The organism is Neorhizobium sp. SHOUNA12A, assembly GCF_023006505.1.
In the GTDB taxonomy this organism is placed as follows: domain Bacteria; phylum Pseudomonadota; class Alphaproteobacteria; order Rhizobiales; family Rhizobiaceae; genus Neorhizobium.
Window position 1 is genome coordinate 1 of sequence record NZ_JALBGV010000073.1, and the last position, 21370, is coordinate 21370.

Annotated in this window: 23 protein-coding genes; 17 read left to right on the forward strand and 6 right to left on the reverse strand. The window is 60.6% G+C overall.

Features of this window, described 5'->3' with window-relative positions:
• Positions 1-158 precede the first annotated feature (158 nt).
• On the reverse strand, positions 159-1088 hold the full coding sequence (locus MOV63_RS24905) for a MoxR family ATPase (protein ID WP_151042235.1): 930 nt from the start codon (positions 1086-1088) through the stop codon (positions 159-161).
• Between the two features lie 24 nt (positions 1089-1112).
• Positions 1113-1613 carry a flavin reductase gene (locus MOV63_RS24910; RefSeq protein ID WP_247037934.1) on the reverse strand — a complete coding sequence of 167 codons (501 nt, stop codon included), beginning with the start codon at positions 1611-1613 and terminating at the stop codon, positions 1113-1115.
• A gap of 174 nt (positions 1614-1787) precedes the next feature.
• On the opposite strand from MOV63_RS24910, the gene MOV63_RS24915 reads away from it, so the two are divergent.
• The 6 genes from MOV63_RS24915 (at position 1788) to MOV63_RS24940 (ending at position 9041) form a co-directional block, all read left to right on the forward strand.
• Complete coding sequence (locus MOV63_RS24915; RefSeq protein ID WP_247037936.1) at positions 1788-2861, forward strand: ABC transporter substrate-binding protein; 1074 nt, start codon at positions 1788-1790, stop codon at positions 2859-2861.
• A 60-nt stretch (positions 2862-2921) separates the two neighbouring features.
• Complete coding sequence (rpe, locus tag MOV63_RS24920; RefSeq protein ID WP_038542892.1) at positions 2922-3611, forward strand: ribulose-phosphate 3-epimerase; 690 nt, start codon at positions 2922-2924, stop codon at positions 3609-3611.
• The gene (locus MOV63_RS24925; RefSeq protein ID WP_051899713.1) at positions 3608-4345 is read left to right on the forward strand and encodes a DUF2259 domain-containing protein; all 738 of its coding nucleotides are present in this window, start codon (positions 3608-3610) and stop codon (positions 4343-4345) included. Before rpe ends, MOV63_RS24925 begins: the two co-directional genes overlap by 4 nt.
• A gap of 86 nt (positions 4346-4431) precedes the next feature.
• Complete coding sequence (gene purB / locus MOV63_RS24930) at positions 4432-5739, forward strand: adenylosuccinate lyase (RefSeq protein ID WP_247037938.1); 1308 nt, start codon at positions 4432-4434, stop codon at positions 5737-5739.
• A 31-nt stretch (positions 5740-5770) separates the two neighbouring features.
• Positions 5771-6325, forward strand: a complete 555-nt coding sequence (locus MOV63_RS24935; RefSeq protein ID WP_038586716.1) for an alpha/beta hydrolase — start codon at positions 5771-5773, stop codon at positions 6323-6325.
• A 124-nt stretch (positions 6326-6449) separates the two neighbouring features.
• The gene (locus tag MOV63_RS24940; RefSeq protein WP_247037940.1) at positions 6450-9041 is read left to right on the forward strand and encodes an EAL domain-containing protein; all 2592 of its coding nucleotides are present in this window, start codon (positions 6450-6452) and stop codon (positions 9039-9041) included.
• Positions 9042-9116: 75 nt separating this feature from the next.
• Here MOV63_RS24940 and MOV63_RS24945 read toward each other — a convergent pair whose 3' ends face one another.
• Positions 9117-9431: a DUF1476 domain-containing protein gene (locus MOV63_RS24945; protein ID WP_038542878.1), complete on the reverse strand. Its 315-nt coding sequence runs from the start codon at positions 9429-9431 to the stop codon at positions 9117-9119.
• Between the two features lie 723 nt (positions 9432-10154).
• On the opposite strand from MOV63_RS24945, the gene purC reads away from it, so the two are divergent.
• From purC to MOV63_RS25000, 11 genes are all read left to right on the forward strand, one after another.
• Complete coding sequence (gene purC / locus MOV63_RS24950) at positions 10155-10919, forward strand: phosphoribosylaminoimidazolesuccinocarboxamide synthase (protein WP_038542873.1); 765 nt, start codon at positions 10155-10157, stop codon at positions 10917-10919.
• 15 nt (positions 10920-10934) lie between these two features.
• On the forward strand, positions 10935-11177 hold the full coding sequence (gene purS, locus MOV63_RS24955) for a phosphoribosylformylglycinamidine synthase subunit PurS (RefSeq protein ID WP_038542871.1): 243 nt from the start codon (positions 10935-10937) through the stop codon (positions 11175-11177).
• 17 nt (positions 11178-11194) lie between these two features.
• On the forward strand, positions 11195-11452 hold the full coding sequence (locus tag MOV63_RS24960) for a hypothetical protein (protein WP_247037942.1): 258 nt from the start codon (positions 11195-11197) through the stop codon (positions 11450-11452).
• Entirely contained in the window at positions 11449-12129 is a 681-nt protein-coding gene (purQ, locus tag MOV63_RS24965) for a phosphoribosylformylglycinamidine synthase subunit PurQ (protein WP_247037944.1), read from the forward strand. Before MOV63_RS24960 ends, purQ begins: the two co-directional genes overlap by 4 nt.
• 57 nt (positions 12130-12186) lie before the next feature.
• Positions 12187-12585 carry a hypothetical protein gene (locus MOV63_RS24970; protein ID WP_247037946.1) on the forward strand — a complete coding sequence of 133 codons (399 nt, stop codon included), beginning with the start codon at positions 12187-12189 and terminating at the stop codon, positions 12583-12585.
• Between the two features lie 221 nt (positions 12586-12806).
• Positions 12807-13361 (forward strand): acyloxyacyl hydrolase, encoded by a 555-nt coding sequence (locus tag MOV63_RS24975; RefSeq protein WP_247037948.1) that lies wholly within the window; start codon positions 12807-12809, stop codon positions 13359-13361.
• Between the two features lie 160 nt (positions 13362-13521).
• Entirely contained in the window at positions 13522-15729 is a 2208-nt protein-coding gene (purL, locus tag MOV63_RS24980; protein ID WP_247037950.1) for a phosphoribosylformylglycinamidine synthase subunit PurL, read from the forward strand.
• A gap of 157 nt (positions 15730-15886) precedes the next feature.
• Positions 15887-16564 carry a hypothetical protein gene (locus tag MOV63_RS24985; protein WP_247037952.1) on the forward strand — a complete coding sequence of 226 codons (678 nt, stop codon included), beginning with the start codon at positions 15887-15889 and terminating at the stop codon, positions 16562-16564.
• A gap of 107 nt (positions 16565-16671) precedes the next feature.
• On the forward strand, positions 16672-16908 hold the full coding sequence (locus MOV63_RS24990) for a BolA/IbaG family iron-sulfur metabolism protein (RefSeq protein WP_247037954.1): 237 nt from the start codon (positions 16672-16674) through the stop codon (positions 16906-16908).
• A 157-nt stretch (positions 16909-17065) separates the two neighbouring features.
• Positions 17066-17401, forward strand: a complete 336-nt coding sequence (gene grxD / locus MOV63_RS24995; RefSeq protein WP_038542857.1) for a Grx4 family monothiol glutaredoxin — start codon at positions 17066-17068, stop codon at positions 17399-17401.
• Positions 17402-17492: 91 nt separating this feature from the next.
• A complete protein-coding gene (locus MOV63_RS25000; protein WP_405029379.1) occupies positions 17493-18740 on the forward strand; it encodes a multidrug effflux MFS transporter in 1248 nt (415 codons plus the stop codon).
• 66 nt (positions 18741-18806) lie between these two features.
• Here the strand turns inward: MOV63_RS25000 and MOV63_RS25005 are convergent, their stop codons facing one another.
• The 3 genes from MOV63_RS25005 to ttcA are packed head-to-tail and all read right to left on the reverse strand — an operon-like array spanning position 18807 to position 21365.
• Entirely contained in the window at positions 18807-19589 is a 783-nt protein-coding gene (locus tag MOV63_RS25005) for an APH(3') family aminoglycoside O-phosphotransferase (RefSeq protein ID WP_247037956.1), read from the reverse strand.
• Positions 19590-19625: 36 nt separating this feature from the next.
• Positions 19626-20447, reverse strand: a complete 822-nt coding sequence (locus tag MOV63_RS25010; protein ID WP_247037958.1) for an inositol monophosphatase family protein — start codon at positions 20445-20447, stop codon at positions 19626-19628.
• 51 nt (positions 20448-20498) lie between these two features.
• Entirely contained in the window at positions 20499-21365 is an 867-nt protein-coding gene (gene ttcA, locus MOV63_RS25015) for a tRNA 2-thiocytidine(32) synthetase TtcA (RefSeq protein ID WP_247037960.1), read from the reverse strand.
• Between the last annotated feature and the right edge of the window lie 5 nt (positions 21366-21370).

Consider the following 21370-nt stretch of genomic DNA (forward strand, 5'->3'; position numbering starts at 1 on the left):
CCCGGTCTTCAGCCCGGCGCGCCGCAGGACGCGGGAGAAATAGACGAGGTTGTCTGCAAGCCGCCCATCGCCGGGCCTCCCCGCGCCAAAGCCTCCAGCGCCGGCCTGAACCGGGGGCGCGATCATTCCGTCTTCGCTGAAACCAGCCACCATGATCCCTACCCTGCTGCCAGAAGTTCGGCCTTCACTTCGGAAAGCACCCGTTCGCCTTCTCCGCCTTTGATGCGGGCGATATCGTCCTGATATTTCAAGAGCGTGCCGAGCGTATCGGCGATCGTTTCCGGATCAAGCGCAATCCGGTCGAGCTCGGTCAGCGCCGTCGCCCAGTCGATGGTTTCGGCGACGCCGGGGTTCTTGAAGAGGTCCACCGTTCGCAGCTTCTGCACATAGGCGACCACCTGCCGCGACAGGGTTTCCGAGCATTGCGGCACCTTGCGGCGGATGATCTCCAGTTCCTGTGCCGCATCCGGATAATCGACCCAGTGATACAGGCAGCGCCGCTTCAGCGCGTCATGGATCTCGCGGGTGCGGTTGGTGGTGATGATGACGATCGGCGGCTCCTCGGCCTTGATCGTGCCAAGTTCGGGGATCGTCACCTGGAAGTCGGACAGCACTTCCAGGAGGAAGGCTTCGAAGGCTTCGTCGGTGCGGTCGAGCTCGTCGATCAGAAAGACCGGCGCCGGACCACCCGGCTGGCCAAGCGCCTGCAGCACCGGCCGGCGGATCAGGTGGCGTTCGGAAAACAGATCCGCCTCGATGCGCGAGCGATCCTTGACGCCCGATGCCTCCGAAAGCCGGATGTCCAGCATCTGGGCCGGATAGTTCCATTCGTAGACTGCCGAGGAGATATCGAGGCCTTCGTAACACTGCAGCCGGATCAGCGGCCGGTTCAAGGCCTTGGCCAGCGTCTTGGCGATCTCGGTCTTGCCGACCCCGGCTTCGCCTTCGAGGAAAAGCGGGCGTTTCATTTTCAGCGCCAGGAAAATCACCGTGCCGAGCGAGCGCCCTGCGAGATAATCCTCACCGCCTAAAAGCGCGATGGTTTCGTCAATCGAGGTCGGCAGAGCGCTTTTTGTTCCGTCAGGCATGACTACACCCTTTCAAACGGCGTTCTATAATGTGCGAAAGCCGCGATCCAGATAGATGAGCGAGGGGTTCGCCTCGCCGAAATGCATGGCCCTCACTTCGCCGAACATGACAAAATGGGTCGAAACCCGCTTGATGTCGGTCAACCGGCAATCGAAGCTGACGACGGCATCGGCAAGAACCGGGGCGCCGGTCACCAGTGTCTTCCAATCTCCGAGCGCGAACCGCTCGTCCGCCGGAACGCCGCTCAAGCCCGCAAATGCCGTCGCCAGCGCCTGATGATGCGCCGCCAGCGAATTCAAAGCAAAGATGCCACTCTTCTCGAAGATGGCATTGCTGACGTTGCTGCCGTTCAGGCAGACGAGCACGGTCGGCGGATTGTCCGAGACCGAACACGCTGCCGTCACCGTCACGCCGCGCCGGACGCCCTCGAATTCCGTCGTCACAACCTGGACATGGCCAGCGTACCGCGCCATGCCGTTTCGGTAGTGGACGGGATCGAGGAGAGGCTGGTCCGTCAAAGGCATCTCTTGAAAGGCATCCAGGGACTGCCGTCAGTCCTGCATTACTCTTCGAGATATGGTGGCAAAAACTCTTGATGTCCACCGGACTTGCGGCTTTTTACTTGCAAAAGCCGATTCTCTTTGACGGCTGCGACCAGAAGGCTAAATGTCACTTCGAAGAAGAATCCCAGGGAAAACATGACAGCACGACGTTTCATCATCGCCGGACTGCTGGCTTCGTTTCTCGGATGCGGATCGGCATCGGCGGCAGTGATCGGCGTCGTGGCGCCACGCTCCGGTCCCTACGCACCGCTAGGCACCCAGGTCTTTCAAGGCGCGCGCGCGGCAGCGGATGCGGCCGGCGATACGATCGTCGAGATCGACGAAAGCTGCGACGAGAACGGCGGAGCTGCCGCCGCCAAAAACCTCGCCGACGCAAAAGTGTCTGCCGCAATCGGCTTCCTCTGCGTCGAAACGCTGTCCACCGCATTGCCGCTGCTGAAGGCGGCCCAGATCCCGGCCATTACCATCTCTGTCCGCTCGAAGATCCTGATGGAAGACACGCTGCGCAATGGCTGGCCTTTCTTCCGCATGGCGCCGGCCGAAGGCGACGAGGCGGAAAAACTCTCCGAAACCATTCTCGGCATCTGGAAGGCAGAGCCGATCGCGCTGGTCGAAGACGGCACGATCTACGGCCGCGAGCTCGCCAGCGCCATCCGCCAGCGTCTCGAACCGATGGGCATCATGCCGATCTTCACCGACACCTTCCGGCCGGGCCAGGAGCAGCAGGTGGCGCTGGTGCGCCGTCTCGCCAAGGCGGGCGCAAGCCATGTGTTCGTCGGCGGCGACCGCAACGACATGGCGATCATTGCCCGCGACGGCGCTTCCGAAAACACTCCGCTCACCCTGCTTGGTGGCGATAACTTGCGTGCAGCAAACCGTCCGGTGCCGCTGCGCGACGGCGTTTTAGCCGTTGCCCTTCCGGATTATGCCGCCCTGCCTTCCGCGGCAGCAGCCGTCGCAGCCCTGCGCGCAAAAAATATCGACGCGACCGGCTACATGTTGCCCGCTTATGCCGCGACCGAGCTGGTTCATCAGGCGGTGACTGCGGCGGCCGGCCAACCTTTGGCTCAGACGATCGGCAGCCGTTCCTTCAATACGGTGATCGGCCCGATTGCCTTCGATCGCGGCCATGAACTGAAGGATAATCCGTTCCGCCTGCTCGAATGGCGTGGATCGACGTTCACCCTGTCGCGTCCGGCGACCGAGTGACGTTGTTCCCGTGACATCGCGATGTTAGAGGGACAGCCGACAACCGGAGATTTTCGACCCATGACCCTGGCCGCGCCCCTGCCGATCCGCATCGCCCCGTCCATTCTCGCTGCCGATTTTTCGAAGCTCGGCCAGGAAGTTCGCGACGCCGTCGAAGCGGGAGCCGAATGGGTCCATCTCGACGTGATGGACGGGCATTTCGTGCCGAACATCTCGTTCGGACCTGATGTGATCAAGTCGCTGAGGCCGTATACGACCGCCTTCTTCGACTGCCACCTGATGATCTCGCCCGCCGACCCTTACCTCGAAGCCTTTGCCAAGGCCGGATGCGACGGCATCACCGTACATGTCGAAGCGGGGCCACACCTGCACCGCTCGCTTCAGACGATCCGCTCGCTCGGCAAGAAGGTCGGCGTCACGCTCAACCCGGCAACACCGCTCTCGGCGATCGAGAACGTTCTCGACGACATCGACCTGATCCTGATCATGAGCGTCAATCCCGGCTTCGGGGGCCAGAAGTTCATCCCCGCGATGGTCGACAAGATTCGCGATGCCAGGACAATGATCGGCGGCCGGCCGATCGAGCTCGAAGTCGACGGCGGCATTACCGCCGAGACGATCGGCGCAGCAACCGCTGCGGGCGCCAATGTCTTTGTTGCAGGATCTGCGGTTTACAAAGGCGATGGAATCGCGGCCTATCGTGAGAATATCGCGCGGCTGAAAGCTGCGGCGGAGGACGGACGCAGATGATGTCAGGCTTGCGATCTTCGGTTCCGGCATTTGCGGCGATAATGTTCGCCGGTTCCACATCGGCTGCCGATATCGCAAGCGTCCGCCCGATCGGCTTTTCTTCCGACGGCGCCGTTTTCGCCTTCGAGGAATATGGCATCCAGGACGGATCCGGTTTCCCCTATGCCAATATCTTCGCGCTCGACCTCAACAAGGATACCTATCTGCCGGGTACGCCGTTCCGGGTCCGGCTGGAGGAGGACGGGGCGACGATCGCCAAGGCCCGCTGGCAGGTCCACAATGACGCAGATGTGATGGTCGAAACCCACGAGCTCGCCAATCATCCGGGTGAACTCGTCGCCTTCAATCCGATCACCGAGATCGGCACCGATCCGCATCAGCTCCGCTATCGCAGCGTGCCGGCCCTGCCTCCTGTCGGAGAAGCCAATACGCTTGTTCTCGAGGAGGTCCCCCAGCCTCTCGATCCGCAATGCGAGGGCATAGTCGAAAAGACGGTCTCGCTGCGCCTGCGCTTTACCGAGCGAAACGGAAAACCGGTCGACGACATGGTCCACGAAGACCAGCGCATTCCCGCCTCACGCGGCTGCGTCACCGGGTACCGGCTCGCCGGCGTCGTCACCGGTTCATCGCTCGAAGGTGCTCCGGTCGAAGTCGCGTTGGTCATGGTCCTCAGCGCCGGTTTCGAGGGCCAGAACGGACGCTGGATCGCCGTTCCGGTCAAAACGACGCCCTGATCTCGTTTGATCGGCCTCAAAAACTTGAGCTTCGCCGCGCTTCTTGCTACAGCGCAGCCGACACTCGTGAAGGAAACGACAAACCCATGATCTCCCGTTACTCGCGGCCCGAAATGGTGGCCATCTGGTCGCCCGAAACCAAGTTCCGCATCTGGTTCGAGATCGAGGCACATGCCTGCGATGCGCTTGCGGCGATCGGGGTGATCCCGAAATCGGCAGCGGAGACGATCTGGGAAAAGGGTGGCAGCGCCACATTCGATGTCGCGCGCATCGACGAGATCGAGGCCGTCACCAAGCATGACGTCATCGCCTTCCTGACCCATCTTGCCGAATTCGTCGGTCCGGATAGCCGCTTCATCCACCAGGGGATGACGTCTTCCGACGTGCTCGACACCTGCTTCAGCGTACAGCTGGTGCGCGCCACGGACCTGCTGCTTGCCGATATCGACAAGCTGCTCGAAGCGTTGAAGCGTCGCGCCTTCGAGCACAAGGATACGGTCACGATCGGCCGCAGCCACGGCATCCACGCGGAGCCGACGACGTTCGGGGTCAAGCTCGCCCAGGCCTATGCGGAATTCGACCGCAACAAGACGCGTCTGCTCGAAGCCCGCGACGAGATCGCCACCTGTGCGATTTCCGGCGCCGTCGGCACCTTTGCCAATATCGATCCGCGCGTCGAGGAACATGTCGCCGCCGCCATGGGCCTGAAGCCGGAACCGGTCTCGACCCAGGTCATTCCGCGCGACCGTCACGCCATGTATTTCGCGATATTAGGCGTCATCGCCTCATCGATCGAACGGCTGTCGATCGAAGTCCGCCACCTGCAGCGCACCGAAGTGCTCGAAGCGGAAGAGTTTTTCTCGCCGGGCCAGAAAGGCTCGTCGGCGATGCCGCACAAGCGCAATCCGGTGCTGACCGAAAACCTGACGGGCCTTGCCCGCATGGTACGCTCCTATGCCTTGCCGGCGATGGAGAATGTGGCGCTCTGGCACGAGCGTGACATTTCGCATTCCTCGGTCGAGCGCATGATCGGTCCGGACGCGACGGTGACGCTCGATTTCGCGCTGGCGCGCATGACCAGCGTGATCGACAAGCTGCTCGTCTACCCTGAGAACATGATGAAGAATATGAACAAGTTCCGTGGGCTTGTTCACTCGCAGCGGGTGCTGCTTGCCCTTACGCAAGCCGGCGTCTCTCGCGAAGACGCCTATCGCCTCGTGCAGCGCAACGCCATGAAGGTCTGGGAAGAAGGCAAGGATTTCCTCGAAGAGCTGCTGGCGGACCAGGAGGTCCGTGCCGCACTGTCCGAAGCGGACCTGCGCGAGAAATTCGACCTCGGCTATCACACCAAGCATGTCGACACGATCTTCCGCCGGGTTTTCGGCGAGGCTTGATCTTGACCCTCGGCGAACACAGATAGGCGCCATGAAGGCATCCGAAGCAGATATATTGATCGTCCCCGGCTACACCAATTCCGGGCCACATCACTGGCAGACCCGTTGGGAGCAGAAGCTGACAACGGCCCGCCGGGTCGAGCAGGACGAATGGTCAAAGCCGGTGCGCGAGGACTGGATTGCACGGGTCGCCGAAGAGGTGAACTGCGCGACGCGGCCCGTCGTCATCATCGCCCATTCGCTCGGCATCCCGACCGTCATTCACGCCATTCCGCTGTTCACGAAACCGGTGGCCGGCGCCTTTTTCGTGGCCCCGCCGGAAGTGGACAATCCGTCCATCCGGCCCAGGCACCTGCAGACCTTCGGGCCCTACCCGCGCGATCCGCTCCCCTTCCCGTCGCTGACGATTGCGAGCCGCAACGATCCGTTCGGCTCCTATGAACACGCGGACGACATCGCGTCCGCCTGGGGTTCGATGCTCGTCGATGCCGGAGAAGCTGGCCATATCAACCAGGATTCCGGCCACGGCCCCTGGCCCGAAGGCACAATGGTTTTTGCCCAGTTCCTCAGCCGCCTGAAGCCATAAAAACATGGTGCAATGGGCGGCGCCCCATAATTTCAGGGTGTGTCAATTCGAACAGCATTTTTAAGCCGGACTTAATTGACACTTGCTAAGGTGCCCGCTCGTTTTGTAGCGCCAGGCTGTGCCGATGCCGTCAAATGTTCTCTCGCGCCTATTGGACTCCGGCCTAGGAGACGAGATCGGCGTTCTTGAGACGGTGTTCCAGGCGGCCCCGTTTCCGATTGCCATCGTCGACCACGCCGCTACGCTGTTGTTTGCGAATGGCACATTCAGACGCGAATGGATGGGCGACGGCCGTCAGCCGGCGGCTTTGTCAGCCATCCTGCATCCGGGTGACCAGGACAGTTTCCATCGGACGATCCAGGGCCTGTCTCTCGATTCTCCCGCGGAACGCCTGGAACTGCGCGTCCCGGATCCGAACGGTTCGCAGCGATGGGTGGTAGCCACCTTCGCGCCGCTCGGCAAAAACCTAAAGGGTCAGATTCTCTCTGCGGTCCACCTGACCGACATCACCGATCAGAGACGGCAGGTCGAAGAGCTTATCGAACGTGAAAGCCGTTGGGACAACGCGCTTGTCAGCTCCGTCTCGGGGGTCTGGGATCACAATTATGCGACCGGCCAGAAATATTACTCGCCGGTGTGGCGGCAGATCCGCGGAATGTCACCGGAGGATCCACTGGCCGCCAGCACGAAGGAATGGCTGGAGCTCGTGCATCCGGACGACCACGACCATGTCATTCATGCCATCGAGCGGCAGAATGCCGGCGATCCGGCCTATGCCGTCTTCGACTATCGCGAACGCCACAAGCAAGGGCATTGGATCTGGATCGAATGCCGGGGTGCGTGCGTCGAATGGGACGCGAACGGCAAGGCGACCCGCGTCGTCGGCACGGACACGGATATCACCGCCCGCAAGGCCGCGGAGGAGACAACCGCACAGATGTCGCGACGGCTCGACATGGCCCTCGAAATATCCGGCATCGGCGTCTACGAATCCGATTTCTCCACCGGCGAGGTCGAGTGGGATGAGCGGATGTTCCGTATCTATGGGCTGGCAAAGAGCGAGGAAGTGAAGATCGGCGGGCTCTGGGAGAGCTTCCTGCACCCGGACGATGCCGCCCGGGTCCAGGCAAACGTTCTCGACAATATCGAGGAGGGCAAACGCTTTTTCGATGAATACCGCGTGATACTACGGGACGGCTCCGAACGTGTGATACGCACCCGCACCATGTCCTTCATCGACGGTAACGGTCACCAGAAGATGGTCGGCGCCAACTGGGATGTCACCGCCGATGTGACGCTCCACCGCGAACTAGAACGGGCAAAGACCCTTGCCGAGGCGCGCAACCGCGAACTCGAAGCCGCCCGCAGCAGCATCGAGCACAATGCGATGCACGACTACCTGACCGATCTGCCCAATCGGCGTTATCTCGACGAGATGCTGGATCGCATGGCGGCGGAATGCGCCCGCGACCGGCACGGCATCGCAATCCTGCATATCGACCTCGATCGCTTCAAGCAGATCAACGACACGCTCGGCCACAGCGCCGGCGACACGATGCTGAAGCATGTGGCGAAAGTTCTCAAAGGCACGATCCGCAAGGGAGATTTCGTCGCCCGTATCGGCGGCGACGAGTTCGTCATCCTGTCGAAATTCGAAGGTTCGCCACGCAAGCTCTCGCATCTGGCCGACCGCATCATCAAGGAACTGCGCAAGCCGGTGTCCTATGAGGGCCACGACTGCCGTTTCGGTGCCAGCATCGGTATCGCCTGCGATACGGGAGCGGATGTGGATGCGAGACAGCTTCTCCTGAACGCCGATATCGCGCTCTATCGGGCCAAGAACCGGGGCCGCAACCGGCATGAATTCTTCTCGGCCGATACCCAGAACGAGATCATCAGCACGAAGCGGATTTCAGACGAGATCCTTCTTGCTCTCGAGCGTGACGAATTCATTCCGTATTATCAGCTGCAGTTCGATGCGGCGACGCTGGAGATTTCCGGCGTGGAAACGCTGGCGCGGTGGATGCACCCGGAGCGGGGCATGCTGTCTCCGGACAAATTCCTCGAAATGGCCGAAGAGCTCGACGTCGTCTCGGTCATCGACGGAACCATACTCGACAAGGCGCTTGCCGATTTCCGCGATTGGCGCAGCAATGGCCTCTCGATCCCAAAACTCTCGGTCAACGTTTCATACCGGCGGCTGCACGATGCCTCGCTGCCACGCAAGCTCAAGAAGCTGAAGATCGAGCCGGGTACCGTATCCTTCGAGCTCCTGGAATCGATCTTCCTCGACGATTGCGACGACGATATCCTGAAGAACCTCGCCCGGATCAAGAAGCTCGGCATCGATATAGAGATTGACGACTTCGGCACCGGCCATGCGTCGATCATCAGCCTCCTCCGGCTCAATCCGCGTGCGCTGAAGATCGACCGCGCGCTCGTCCGTCTCGTCTCGCAGTCGCAAAAGCAACGCAAGATGGTCGAATCGATCATCGAGATCGGCAAATCGCTGAATATCGAGGTCGTCGCGGAAGGCGTCGAGACCACGGAACAGATTCGTATCCTGCGCGATCTCGGCTGCGATGTCCTGCAGGGTTATGCGCTCGCAAGGCCGATGCCGCGCAGCAGCATTCCGGATTTCATACTTTCGGGCCGTTGGCGCACGGGCGAAAGCACACAGCCCGACGGCCGCAAGCGACACGCCACGGACAACTGAGCCGGTCTTATCCACAGAAAGAGAAAGCTGCGCCCGACCGGACGCAGCTTCTATATCAGTCTGGTGAAATGCAGCTTACTGGTTCTCGATCTGATCGACCGCCTGAGCCAGAAGCTCCAGCATCTTGGAGCGGATATCCTGGTCCGAGATGGAAACGCCGGCGGCATCGAGATCGCTACGCAGCTTGCGGAAGACATCCTCGTCACCCGCTTCCTCGAAGTCGGCAACGACGACTTCCTTTGCGTAAGCTTCGGCATCCGTCTTGCCGAGCAGGCCGGCCGCCCAGAGACCTGCGAGCTTGTTGCGACGGGCAAGTGCCTTGAACTTCAATTCAAGATCCAGGGCAAACTTGTTTTCAAAGGCTTTTTCGCGATCGCTGAGGCCACTCATCTCGGGTCTCCCAAAGTGAACTTTTATGGAACCCCCTTAATCAAAAGACGAGCGAAGCGCAATCGGCGGTCTGTCGATTCCGACACTGGCGGACGCGGAATCCCGATACGAAATTGACGAATGGCAATTACATCACAGGAAAGCTTCGGCTTCGCGTAAAGAGCGGCTACCGCATCCAGCATCAGGTGCCCTCGCTTCCTTGGCCGCCCCGATCGGCAGGTTGTGCATCCAGGTCCATAGCTCGTCACCGGAAACGACGACACCGGCGGCGTCGAAATCATGACGCAATTGGGTGGCTATGTTCCTGCAGAGCTTTGCCGTCGAGGCGGAAAAACCTGATCCGAACCCGGCCCGCCTGTGTCGGCAATGCAAGCCGAGGCCCCTTAAGACCCCGGCGACGAGATTCCGCGCGAAACTGCGAGCTGCGGTCATAGGCAAATTTGCCGCAAACGCCCTTGGCGCCATCACGACGAAGGTGCACATCATGATCCCCTGTTTTCCCTGTTTATTGCCGCTCGTGGGATCCGGACATCCTAATTGCTAGAGCAAAACCTTTGAAAACCTGTGTAGTCTGGAGGTCAACGATTCTTGGTTACGCTTCGCCAACCCCTCGCCTACAAAGGTTTTGGAGGCCCGCATTGTGAAACCCGTTCTTTTCCGATAAGGGACCGCTCAAACATCATCCATTGCGTCCGGCAGGGCGCCAACAACGAGATAAAAATCATGAACCGTCGCCGCCGTATCTACGAAGGCAAGGCCAAGATCCTTTATGAAGGCCCTGAGCCCGGCACGCTGATCCAGTTCTTCAAGGACGATGCCACAGCCTTCAACAAAAAGAAGCACGGCGTCATCGACGGCAAGGGCGTCCTCAACAACCGCATTTCGGAATACCTCTTCACCCATCTGAACAAGATCGGCATCCCGACGCATTTCATCCGCCGGCTGAACATGCGCGAACAGCTGATCAAGGAAGTGGAGATGATTCCGCTCGAGATCGTGGTGCGCAACGTCGCCGCCGGCTCGCTCTCGACCCGCCTCGGCATCGAGGAAGGCATGGTCCTGCCGCGTTCGATCATCGAGTTCTACTACAAGTCCGATGCGCTCGCCGATCCGATGGTTTCCGAAGAGCACATCACCGCTTTCGGCTGGGCGAACCCTGCCGAGCTCGACGACATCATGGCGCTTGCCATCCGCGTCAACGACTTCCTCTCCGGTCTCTTCCTCGGCGTCGGCATCCAGCTCGTCGATTTCAAGATCGAATGCGGTCGCCTGTTCGAAGGCGACATGATGCGCATCATTCTCGCCGATGAGATTTCGCCGGACAGCTGCCGTCTCTGGGACATCGAGACCAAGGAAAAGATGGACAAGGACCGCTTCCGGCAGGATCTGGGCGGTCTGGTGGAAGCCTATTCGGAAGTGGCGCGCCGTCTCGGCATCATCAATGAAAACGAACCCGTCCGCGGCACCGGACCGGTTCTCGTCAAGTAATTCGGGGGTAGATCAGTGATCAAGGCACGCGTGACGGTCACGCTCAAAAACGGCGTTCTCGATCCGCAGGGCAAGGCCATCGAAGGTGCGCTCGGCAGTCTCGGCTTTTCCGGCGTCGGCCATGTCCGCCAGGGCAAGGTCTTCGACCTGGAGCTTGAGGGCGCCGACAAGGCGAAGGCCGAGGCGGACCTGAAAGCCATGTGCGACAAGCTGCTGGCAAACACTGTGATTGAGAACTATACTATCGCCCTCGACTGAAGGTTGCGGAGCGTGTGATGGCCGAGATCACGAATGAACTGATGTATGAGCTGCTGAAGCGCGTGCACGCCGATATTGCTGATCTGAAAGTCGACCAGCGCGAGCTTAAGGCCGAAATGAATGCGATGCGTGGTACCATGGTCTCCATGCATCAGGATATTCATAACATCTACATGACTTTGGAGAGGCACAGCCAGCGTCTCGACCGTATCGAAAACCGCCTCGAGCTGCGCGAGCTCGCCGAGGCCCAGGCAAGGTTTGAACCGCACCCATGAAATCCGCCGTCGTTCAGCTTCCCGGTCTCAATCGCGATCGCGACATGATCGCTGCCCTCACCAAGATTTCCGGCAAGGCGCCGATCACCATCTGGCAGACGGAGACCGACATTCCGGATGATGTCGACCTCATCGTCATTCCGGGCGGTTTTTCCTACGGCGACTACCTGCGCTGCGGAGCGATCGCGGCTCGCATGCCGGTCATGCAGGCGATCAGGGACAAGGCAGACAAGGGCGTCAAGGTACTCGGCGTCTGCAACGGGTTCCAGATCCTCGTTGAAGCCGGCATGCTGCCCGGCGCGCTGATGCGCAATTCCTCGCTGAAATTCGTCTGCAAGGAAGTGAAGCTCGAAGTGGTCAATGCCGACACGGACTTCACCCGGGCCTATGAAAAGGGCCAGGTGCTCCGTTGCCCGGTCGCCCATCACGACGGCAATTATTTCGTCGATGCGGAGACGTTATCGGGCATGGAAGATCGTGGCGAAATCGTCTTCCGTTATGCCGAAGGCACCAACCCGAACGGCTCGCTGAACGATATCGCCGGCGTCATGAACAGCCGCGGCAATGTGCTCGGCATGATGCCGCACCCGGAAAACCTGATCGAAGTCGCCCATGGCGGCAATGACGGGCGCGGAATTTTCGCCTCGGCGCTCGATGTCATCGCCGCGACCGCCTGAACCTTCATCTTATCCGGATCGATCCTAGAACGACCGAAACCACGTCAGGACGTTTTGATGCCGTTCTCCCATCGCCTGCCCGCCATGTCGTTTCTCGTGATCCTCGGCGTGGCGCTGTCCGCCTGCCAGCCGGGGCGTCCGGCGGCGGTGACGGCCAACCGCGCCGCGCTTCCGACCATGGAACGCGTGGCGCTGGCCGCCAATAGCTGCTGGTTCAAGTCGGGCGATGCGGTGTTCAAGCCCTACCGCCTGGCACCGGAACTCAATTCCTTCTCCGGCCGGCCGCGCATTCTCGCCGTACCGCGCAACAGCCCTGAGTCGCGTCCGATGCTGGTCGTCCAGGCGGAAGGCAACCCCGCCCGCCTCGACGCTTTCGGCCCGATGATCAATGGTCCCGATGGGGAGAGGATCAAGCGCGACGTCCTGCGCTGGGCCGGCGGCGCGACGGGCTGCTGATATTAACCATCTGTATTTACGCATTAATATGTAATCTGTTGCACGCCTGCACCGCCCTGTCCAAATCGTCACATTTTTTGGCCACAAGTGATAACACAGTGTGAACGGTGCTGGACGGCGTCAAAGTGCCATTGTACCACTTCGATCTGGAAGAGTGGGCGAGCGCACCGAGTGCGGATCGCACCTGTCGCCGGCATGGCGGCGCTTATGAGGGCGGTGTAATGAACAAGGCATTTTTCGCATCTGCAATCGGAGCCATCGTTTTGGCTTCGGGCATATCGTCCTCGGCATTTGCTCAGGAACGTCTGTTCGATGAAGTGCGAATCGGCGTCTCTGGTTCGATTCAGAGCGCGAGCACTTTCGAGAAGGGTGCCTTCCCGTCCGCTACCGTCTTCTTCGACCCCTTCGACCAGCGTCACGCCGAGAGCTTCATGGACCACATGCTGCGTCCGCGCGTCCATGTCGGCGCGATCGTGTCGACGGCAGGCGAAGCAAGCCAGGTGTTTGCCGGCTTCACCTGGACTGCACCGATCACCGACCGCATCTTCGTCGATCTCGGCTTCGGCGGCGCCTTCAACAACGGCAATCTCGACAAACCGAATGACGGTCCGAAGGTCGGCTGCCACGCGCTCTTCCACGAGTCGCTCGGCCTCGGTTACAACATCACCAACAACTGGCGGGTGCTGGCAACCGTCGAGCACTCCTCGAATGCCAACCTCTGCGACTATAATGCCGGCCTCTCCTATGCAGGCGTCGCCGTCGGCTACAAGTTCTGATCCAGATCGCGTATTTTCCAACTGAGGCGCCGGTTTTCCGGCGCTTTTTGTTTTCCGGCTCCGACACCGTAACGCTGCACAGCCGTATTTTCCTGTCGCGCCGCTTTGCGACTTAGGCTAAAGAGCGCCAAGAGCTTGGCCCTTCAATCCAGAGAAGATCATGACCATTCCGAACAGTATCGCGATCACTCCCGAACTCGTCGCCTCGCATGGCCTCAAGCCCGACGAATATCAGCGGATTCTCGATCTGATCGGACGCGAACCGACGTTCACGGAACTCGGCATCTTCTCGGCCATGTGGAACGAGCACTGCTCCTACAAATCCTCCAAGAAATGGCTGCGGACACTGCCGACCAAGGGACCGCGCGTCATCCAGGGTCCCGGCGAAAACGCCGGTGTGGTCGATATCGACGATGGCGATTGCGTCGTCTTCAAGATGGAGAGCCACAACCACCCGTCCTATATCGAGCCCTACCAGGGCGCGGCGACGGGCGTCGGCGGCATCCTGCGTGACGTGTTCACTATGGGCGCCCGGCCGATCGCGGCACTGAACGCGCTGCGCTTCGGGGCACCCGATCATCCGAAAACCAAACATCTCGTGTCTGGCGTCGTTGCCGGCGTCGGCGGTTACGGCAATTCCTTCGGTGTACCGACTGTCGGCGGCGAGGTTGAGTTCGATCCGCGCTACAACGGCAATATCCTGGTCAACGCGTTTGCGGCCGGGCTTGCCAAATCCAACGCCATCTTCTTGTCGGAGGCCAAGGGCGTCGGTCTGCCGGTCGTTTATCTCGGCGCCAAGACCGGCCGCGACGGTGTCGGCGGAGCCACGATGGCATCGGCCGAGTTCGACGAATCGATCGAGGAGAAACGCCCGACCGTCCAGGTCGGCGATCCCTTCACGGAAAAATGCCTGCTGGAAGCCTGCCTTGAACTGATGGCGACCGGCGCTGTCATCGCGATCCAGGATATGGGTGCCGCCGGCCTCACCTGTTCTGCTGTCGAAATGGGCGCCAAGGGCGATCTCGGCATCGAACTCGATCTCGACAAGGTGCCGGTGCGCGAAGACCGGATGACGGCCTACGAGATGATGCTGTCGGAAAGCCAGGAGCGCATGCTCATGGTGCTGCAGCCGGAGAAGGAAGACCAGGCCAAGGCGATCTTCGTCAAATGGGGCCTCGATTTTGCGATCGTCGGCAAGACCACCGACGACCTGCGCTTCCGTGTCCTGCATCAGGGCGAGGAAGTCGCCAACCTGCCGATCAAGGATCTTGGCGACCAGGCTCCGGAATACGATCGGCCGTGGGTCCAGTCGAATGTTCGTGCACCCCTGCCCGCCTCGCAGGTCGCGGCACCTGCGGATTATAACCAGGCGCTGCTGAAACTCGTCGGTTCGGCCAATCAGTCCAGTCGTCGCTGGGTCTGGGAACAGTATGACACGCTGATCCAGGGCAACTCGCTGCAGCGCCCGGGCGGCGATGCCGGCGTTGTGCGCGTCGAGAACCACCCGACCAAGGCGCTCGCTTTTTCCTCCGACGTTACGCCGCGTTATGTCGAGGCCGATCCGTTCGAGGGCGGCAAACAGGCGGTTGCCGAATGCTGGCGCAATATCGTCGCCACCGGCGCTGAGCCGCTCGCCGCCACCGACAACCTCAATTTCGGCAATCCGGAAAAACCTGAAATCATGGGCCAGCTCGTCGGCGCCATCAAGGGCATCGGAGAGGCCTGCAGGGCGTTGGATTTCCCGATCGTTTCCGGCAACGTCTCGCTCTACAACGAGACCAACGGCGTCGCGATCCTACCGACCCCGACGATTGCCGGCGTCGGTCTGCTGCCCGACTGGCAGAAGATGGCGAAGATCGGTTCTGCCAACGACGGCGACAAGCTGATCATGATCGGAACCGACGGCACCCATCTTGGCTCCTCGATCTATCTGCGCGACATTCTCGACACCAACGACGGTCCGCCGCCGGAAGTCGATCTGAAGGCCGAGCGCCGCAACGGCGATTTCGTCCGTTCGCTCATCCGCAACGGCCAGGTAACGGCCTGCCACGACATTTCCTCGGGCGGCCTGGTGATTGCGCTTGCCGAAATGGCGATGGCATCGGCCAAGGGTATGAAGGTCGGCATCAAGGAACAGCGCGGCCCGGCCCATGCGCTGCTATTCGGCGAAGACCAGGCCCGCTACGTGATCGCAGTGCCTGCCGATCTTGCCAATTTCGTGCAGGCCAGCGCCGAGAGCGCCGGCGTACCGTTCCGCCCCCTCGGTACCGTCGGGGGCGCCAGCCTGATCGTCGACGGCCTCATCGACATTGCGGTTCCGCAGCTTACGGACGCCCACGAAAGCTGGTTCCCAGCCTTCATGGCCTGACCCGTCCAGCCATTTCGATACCCAAGCCCGCGATTTCCAGATCGCGGTTTGTTTGCACAGGTGAACAAATTTGAAGCGCGGGGGATTGATGGACTCGGGCTGTCCCGGTAAGCGTTGCGGCTTTCTGAATTAGGAAAGTAAGCCCAAAAAAATGCTTATGCCGATTTTGACCTGGTTGAGGTCATCGGGCCCGACCTGGCACTACAAGCGCATCTGGCTCGATGCACTGATCATCACCCTTTGCCTGAACGTTCTGGCCTGGATGATTTTTTCGAAGATGGGAATGACCACCCACGACATCTTCGATGAAGACGGCCCCATCGAAGACATTCAGTCCGCGTCGCTTGCCGTCACCGCCCTTTTTGCCGTCATGGCGGCCTTGGGTACGCGGATATTGGCCCGCTTCGTCGCAATCACGACGGCCTGCATTTCCATCGTGTTCTTCATGCGCGAGATGCCACTATGCCGTGGAAGTATGACAATTTATTGTGTGTCGAAGACCTGGCTGCCGATTATTATCGGCGCAGCCGCTCTCATCCTGCTGATTGCGACGATCGTGTTCGAATATCGCCATAGAGGAGGCGTTCTCCGGGCCATTCATCCACGCCTTTCCTGGCCGCTGGCCCTGATTGCCGCCGCTCTCGGCATCAGCCAGTTGGCTGAACATTTCGATATCGTGGTGATGGAGGAGAGCTTCGAATCCTACGGCTTCATGATCCTGACCCTGAGTTCCATCTGGCTTTTTCGCTTCTCCCGGACCCAGCATCTTCCGCCGCTCAGAACCCGAGCCAAAGCCAGCCTCCACAAGGTGAAACACGTATTATTACACCATTGAGGCGGAGCCCTTCGATCCAGCTTTGACCGCAGAGCGGCTTTGAGGCAGTGTATCCTGACAAAAGGTTTCGCGGTTTTGAGTCCCGCGGAGAGAAAAGGGATGACATCATGGCTATGAGACCCGGTGAAATCGAAGACCTGATCAAGGCCGGCATTCCCGGTGCCAAGGTCACCATCCGGGATCTTGCCGGCGACGGCGACCACTATGCCGCGGAAGTGGTGGCGGAAGCCTTCCGGGGAAAGAGCCGGGTGCAGCAGCACCAGATGGTCTACGAGGCTCTGAAGGGCAATATGGGCAGCGTGCTGCATGCGCTGGCGTTACAGACCTCCGCTCCGGCGGAGTGAGGGATGTCAGTCCGGGCTAAGGTTCGAAGCCGGGGCTACGCGAAACAATAAGCGCATTCCGACGGACTATTCCGCTGGAATTCCCGATGCTGGATTGCTATTTAAGGCAGATCACGCAGCGCAGCGGCCCTTGAAACCGCATGTGAAAGGATAGGACATGAGCGGAATTACCGATTTTATCGCCAACGAAGTGAAGACCAACGACGTCGTTCTCTTCATGAAGGGCACCCCGCAGTTCCCGCAATGTGGTTTCTCCGGTCAGGTCGTGCAGATCCTCGACTATCTCGGCCTGGACTATAAGGGCGTCAACGTGCTCGCCGATGCGGAGATCCGCCAGGGCATCAAGGACTATTCCAACTGGCCGACCATTCCGCAGCTTTACGTCAAGGGCGAGTTCGTCGGCGGTTGCGATATCGTCCGCGAGATGTTCCAATCGGGCGAATTGCAGACTCATCTGCAGGAACAGGGCATCGGCGTTCGCGGCGCTGCCTGAGATTTTCCGGACTGCTGTCCGGGATATTTTAAACGATATTTTTCAAGGCGCCGCTCCCAACGGCGCCTTTCACGTTGTTTAGGAAACTGCTGTGACAAATCCTTCACAAACTGCCCCGGCCCGCCTGCGCGGCATGGGTCGGGTCGAGTTCATCGCGATGATGGCGATGCTGATGGCCATTAATTCGCTTGCCATCGACATCATGCTTCCCGGATTGCAGGAGATCGGCGCATCGCTTGGCGTTGTCAACGAAAACCATCGCCAGTATGTGGTTTCGGCCTATCTCTTTGGCCTCGGCGCCGCGCAGATCATCTATGGATCGATCTCCGACCGTTTCGGTCGCAGAAATCCGATGCTCTTCGGCCTCGGCCTCTATTTCGTCTGCGCGGTCGGCGCCGTCATCGCGCCATCATTCGGAGCGCTGTTGGCCCTTCGCTTCATCCAGGGCGCAGGAGCGGCCGCAACGCGAGTGATTTCCATCTCGATCGTGCGCGACGTATACGGCGGTCGCGCCATGGCGGAAGTCATGTCGCTGATCATGATGGTCTTCATGGTCGTGCCGGTCATCGCGCCGGCCACGGGCCAGGTGATCATGCTGTTCGGCAACTGGCACCTGATTTTCGTGTTCATGGCGGTCGCCTCGCTCTGTATCGGCTTCTGGATGTATTCGCGCCTTCCGGAAACGCTTGATCCGGCCGATGTGCGTCCCTTCACCATTTCGTCGATCCTGCACGCCTTCCAAATCGTTCTGACCAACCGCCTTGCCCTCTGTTACACGATTGCCAGCACATTCATTTTCGGCGCCATGTTCGGCTTCATCAACTCGGCCCAACAAATTTATGTCGGGATCTACGACGTCGGCGTCTGGTTCCCGCTGGTCTTCGCCTGCGTGGCGGTGTTCATGTCGGCGGCATCCTTCCTGAACGCCAGGTTTGTCGGGCGTTTCGGCATGCGGCGCCTTTCGCACGGCTCGCTGCTTGGCTTCATCAGCATCACATTCGTCTGGATGCTCGTGCAGATCTTCGGGCCTCAGCCCATGCCGCTCGTGATCTTCATCGCGTTTTTCGGGCTCTCGATGTTCCAGTTCGGCTGGATCGGCTCGAACTTCAATTCGCTCGCCATGGAGCCGCTTGGCCATGTCGCCGGGACGGCGTCCGCCGTGCTCGGCTTCATGAGCACAGTCGGCGGCGCGCTGATCGGCGTCGCGATCGGCCAGTCCTTCAACGGTACGGCACTGCCGCTGGTCGCAGGTTTCTTCACCGTCTCGATCATCGGGCTGATCTTCGTGCTGATCGGCGAAAAGGGAAAACTTTTCCAGCCGCACAATCCGAAGATCTGAGAAGCATTCAGCCTTTCGGGGGATGCCTCCCCCGGAAGGCACCATTTGTTCCCCACAAGACCGACTTCAGAAGAATTCGTCCAGCAGTCGAAACCATGCAAGACGGTCGCGGTCGATATCTCCGCCGTAGCGGATCAGGAAGATCTCGTCCCACGGACTGCCGAGGTTGTATCGGATACTGTGCTGGGCAAGCGCCAAATCCTGATAACGATCCGAGACGCCGAGCCGGCCGCAATCGACAAAGCCGGAAAAAATGCCGCGATCGGCAATGAGGTTCGGCAGGCAGGCATCACCATGGGCGACGACCATATCCTCGATCGCCGGCCGTCCCTTCTCGAGCCGGCGTATCAGATCCGCGATCGGGGTACCCAGCCGCTCCGCATCGAAATCATCTTCGTCCACCAGCCCAGCCTCGACGCGGGTTCGCGCTAACTCTATCCGTGCGACGACGCGGTGATCGAACGGGCACGATCCCGGTTCGAGCGAGTGCAATCTATGCAGGGCCTGTGCGACAATTTCGACGATGTCCTCCGGCGGCAGATTCGCTTCGGCCAGATTGGAGCCGGGCACCGCCGACAGGAGAAGCCAGTGGCGCGCCTCCTCGGTGATCTCATCAATGACGATGGGACACGGAATACCGCTTGTGCCGAGCCAGCGCAGCCGGGCAGCTTCACCGGGCAAATCCGCGAAGGGGCTCACCGCCTCCGTCTTGACGAAAAAAACCTCGCCATCCGCTGCCGTCAACCGATGGACCGAGGCAGCCGAGCGACCGATCATGATGTCCTGTACCGCATGACCGCCCAGCCGCTCCCGCCATGCCTCGGGGAGTTGCGAAAGAGAATGCACCATGCCCTCGCCTTCCCGTGTTGTCGGTCGTGTCGGTGATCAGCCGATGATCTCGTTGCGCAGCATCTGCCAGCTTTCCTTGTCGGTGGCGAGCAGCAGGCCGCCGTCGACATGGTGCGGCATGTAAGGGGAGCCGTCGAAGCGCGCGACATAACCGCCAGCCTCCGTGCCGATCAGAGTGCCGGCCAAATGGTCCCAGGGCATCAGCTTGTTGTAGAGCACGAACTGCACATGCCCGCCGGCGAACGTGCGGTATTCATGGGCCGAGCAGCGATAGTTGGCGAAGAACCGGACTTTGGCGAGATTGCCGAGGATCCGCTCCCGCTCGCCGCCGAAGAAATATCCGGGCGAGGCCATACCGATCATGGCTTCGATCGGCCGGGCGTCGGCGACCGAAAGCCGGATCGCCTCGCCGTCCGGACGCCGCAGGAACGCGCCGGCGCCCCTTTCCGCCATGACCCAGTCGTCGCCCATCGGATCGTAGATGATGCCGGCAACCGTCTCGCCCTTCCAGACGACGGAGGCCATGACGCCGAAGGCCGGAATGCCCGAGGCGAAGTTGAACGTGCCATCGACCGGATCGACGACCACCGCGAATTCCGCATCGGCAAGCTTGGCGAGCAGCGACGGATCGGCCGCCACCGATTCCTCACCGATGAAGAGCGCGCCGGGCGCGAAAGCTTCGAGTTCTCGGCGGATCATCCGCTCGGCGGCCTCGTCGGCCTCGGTCACCAGGTCGGACGGCTCGCTCTTGGAGCGGACGTCGCCGCTGCGCAGCCGCCGGAAACGCGGCAGGATTTCGGCCTTGGCGGCAAGGCGCAGAAGATCGGCAAGCTTCGTGATGTCGAGCGGAAGGGTCATGACAACGGTCTCTTGGAGGATTGGTGCGCGAAGGCTGGGTTCGGGAGGAATTCAGAGATTTTGAGCGGCTTGCAGGCCGGAAAAATCGAAGAGTTTCGGATCGAGCAGGTGCGACGGGTTCACATGGGCGAGCGCGCGCAACATTGTGTCCTTGCGGCCCGGCATCCGGGCCTCGATATCGGCAAGCATCGCCTTCATCGCATTGCGCTGCAGGCCATCCTGCGAGCCGCAGAGATCGCAAGGAATGATCGGGAACTGCATGGCGGCCGCGAATTTCGCCAGATCGTCCTCGGCGCAATAGGCGAGCGGCCTCAGCACCATCATGTCGTCTTCGTCGTTCAGGAGCTTTGCCGGCATGCTGGCGAGCCTGCCGCCATGGAAGAAGTTCATGAAGAAGGTTTCGAGGATATCTTCCCGGTGATGGCCGAGCACCAGAGCATTGCAGCCCTCCTCGCGGGCGATCCGGTAGAGGTTGCCGCGCCGCAGCCTGGAACAGAGCGAGCAATAGGTGGCGCCTTCCGGCACCTTTTCCTTCACGATCGAATAGGTATCGCGATATTCGATGCGGTGTTTTACGCCGATCGAGGCAAGATATTCCGGCAGAACGTGTTTGGGGAAGTTCGGTTGGCCCTGGTCGAGATTGCAGGCAATCAGCTCGACCGGCAGCAGGCCGCGCCATTGCAGATCCAGCAGCACGGCGAGCAGCGAATAAGAATCCTTGCCACCCGAAAGTCCGATCAGCCAACGCTTCTGGCCATTCAGCATGCCAAAATCGTCGAAAGCCTGGCGCACCTGCCGGAGCAGGCGCTTGCGCAGCTTGTTGAACGAGACGGAGCTCGGCGCATCCCTAAAGAGCGCCGGTACGAGGCGGTTTTCGACCTCGTCCAGTTCGTCGTCGATCTTGGCCGTCACGCCCATTGGTC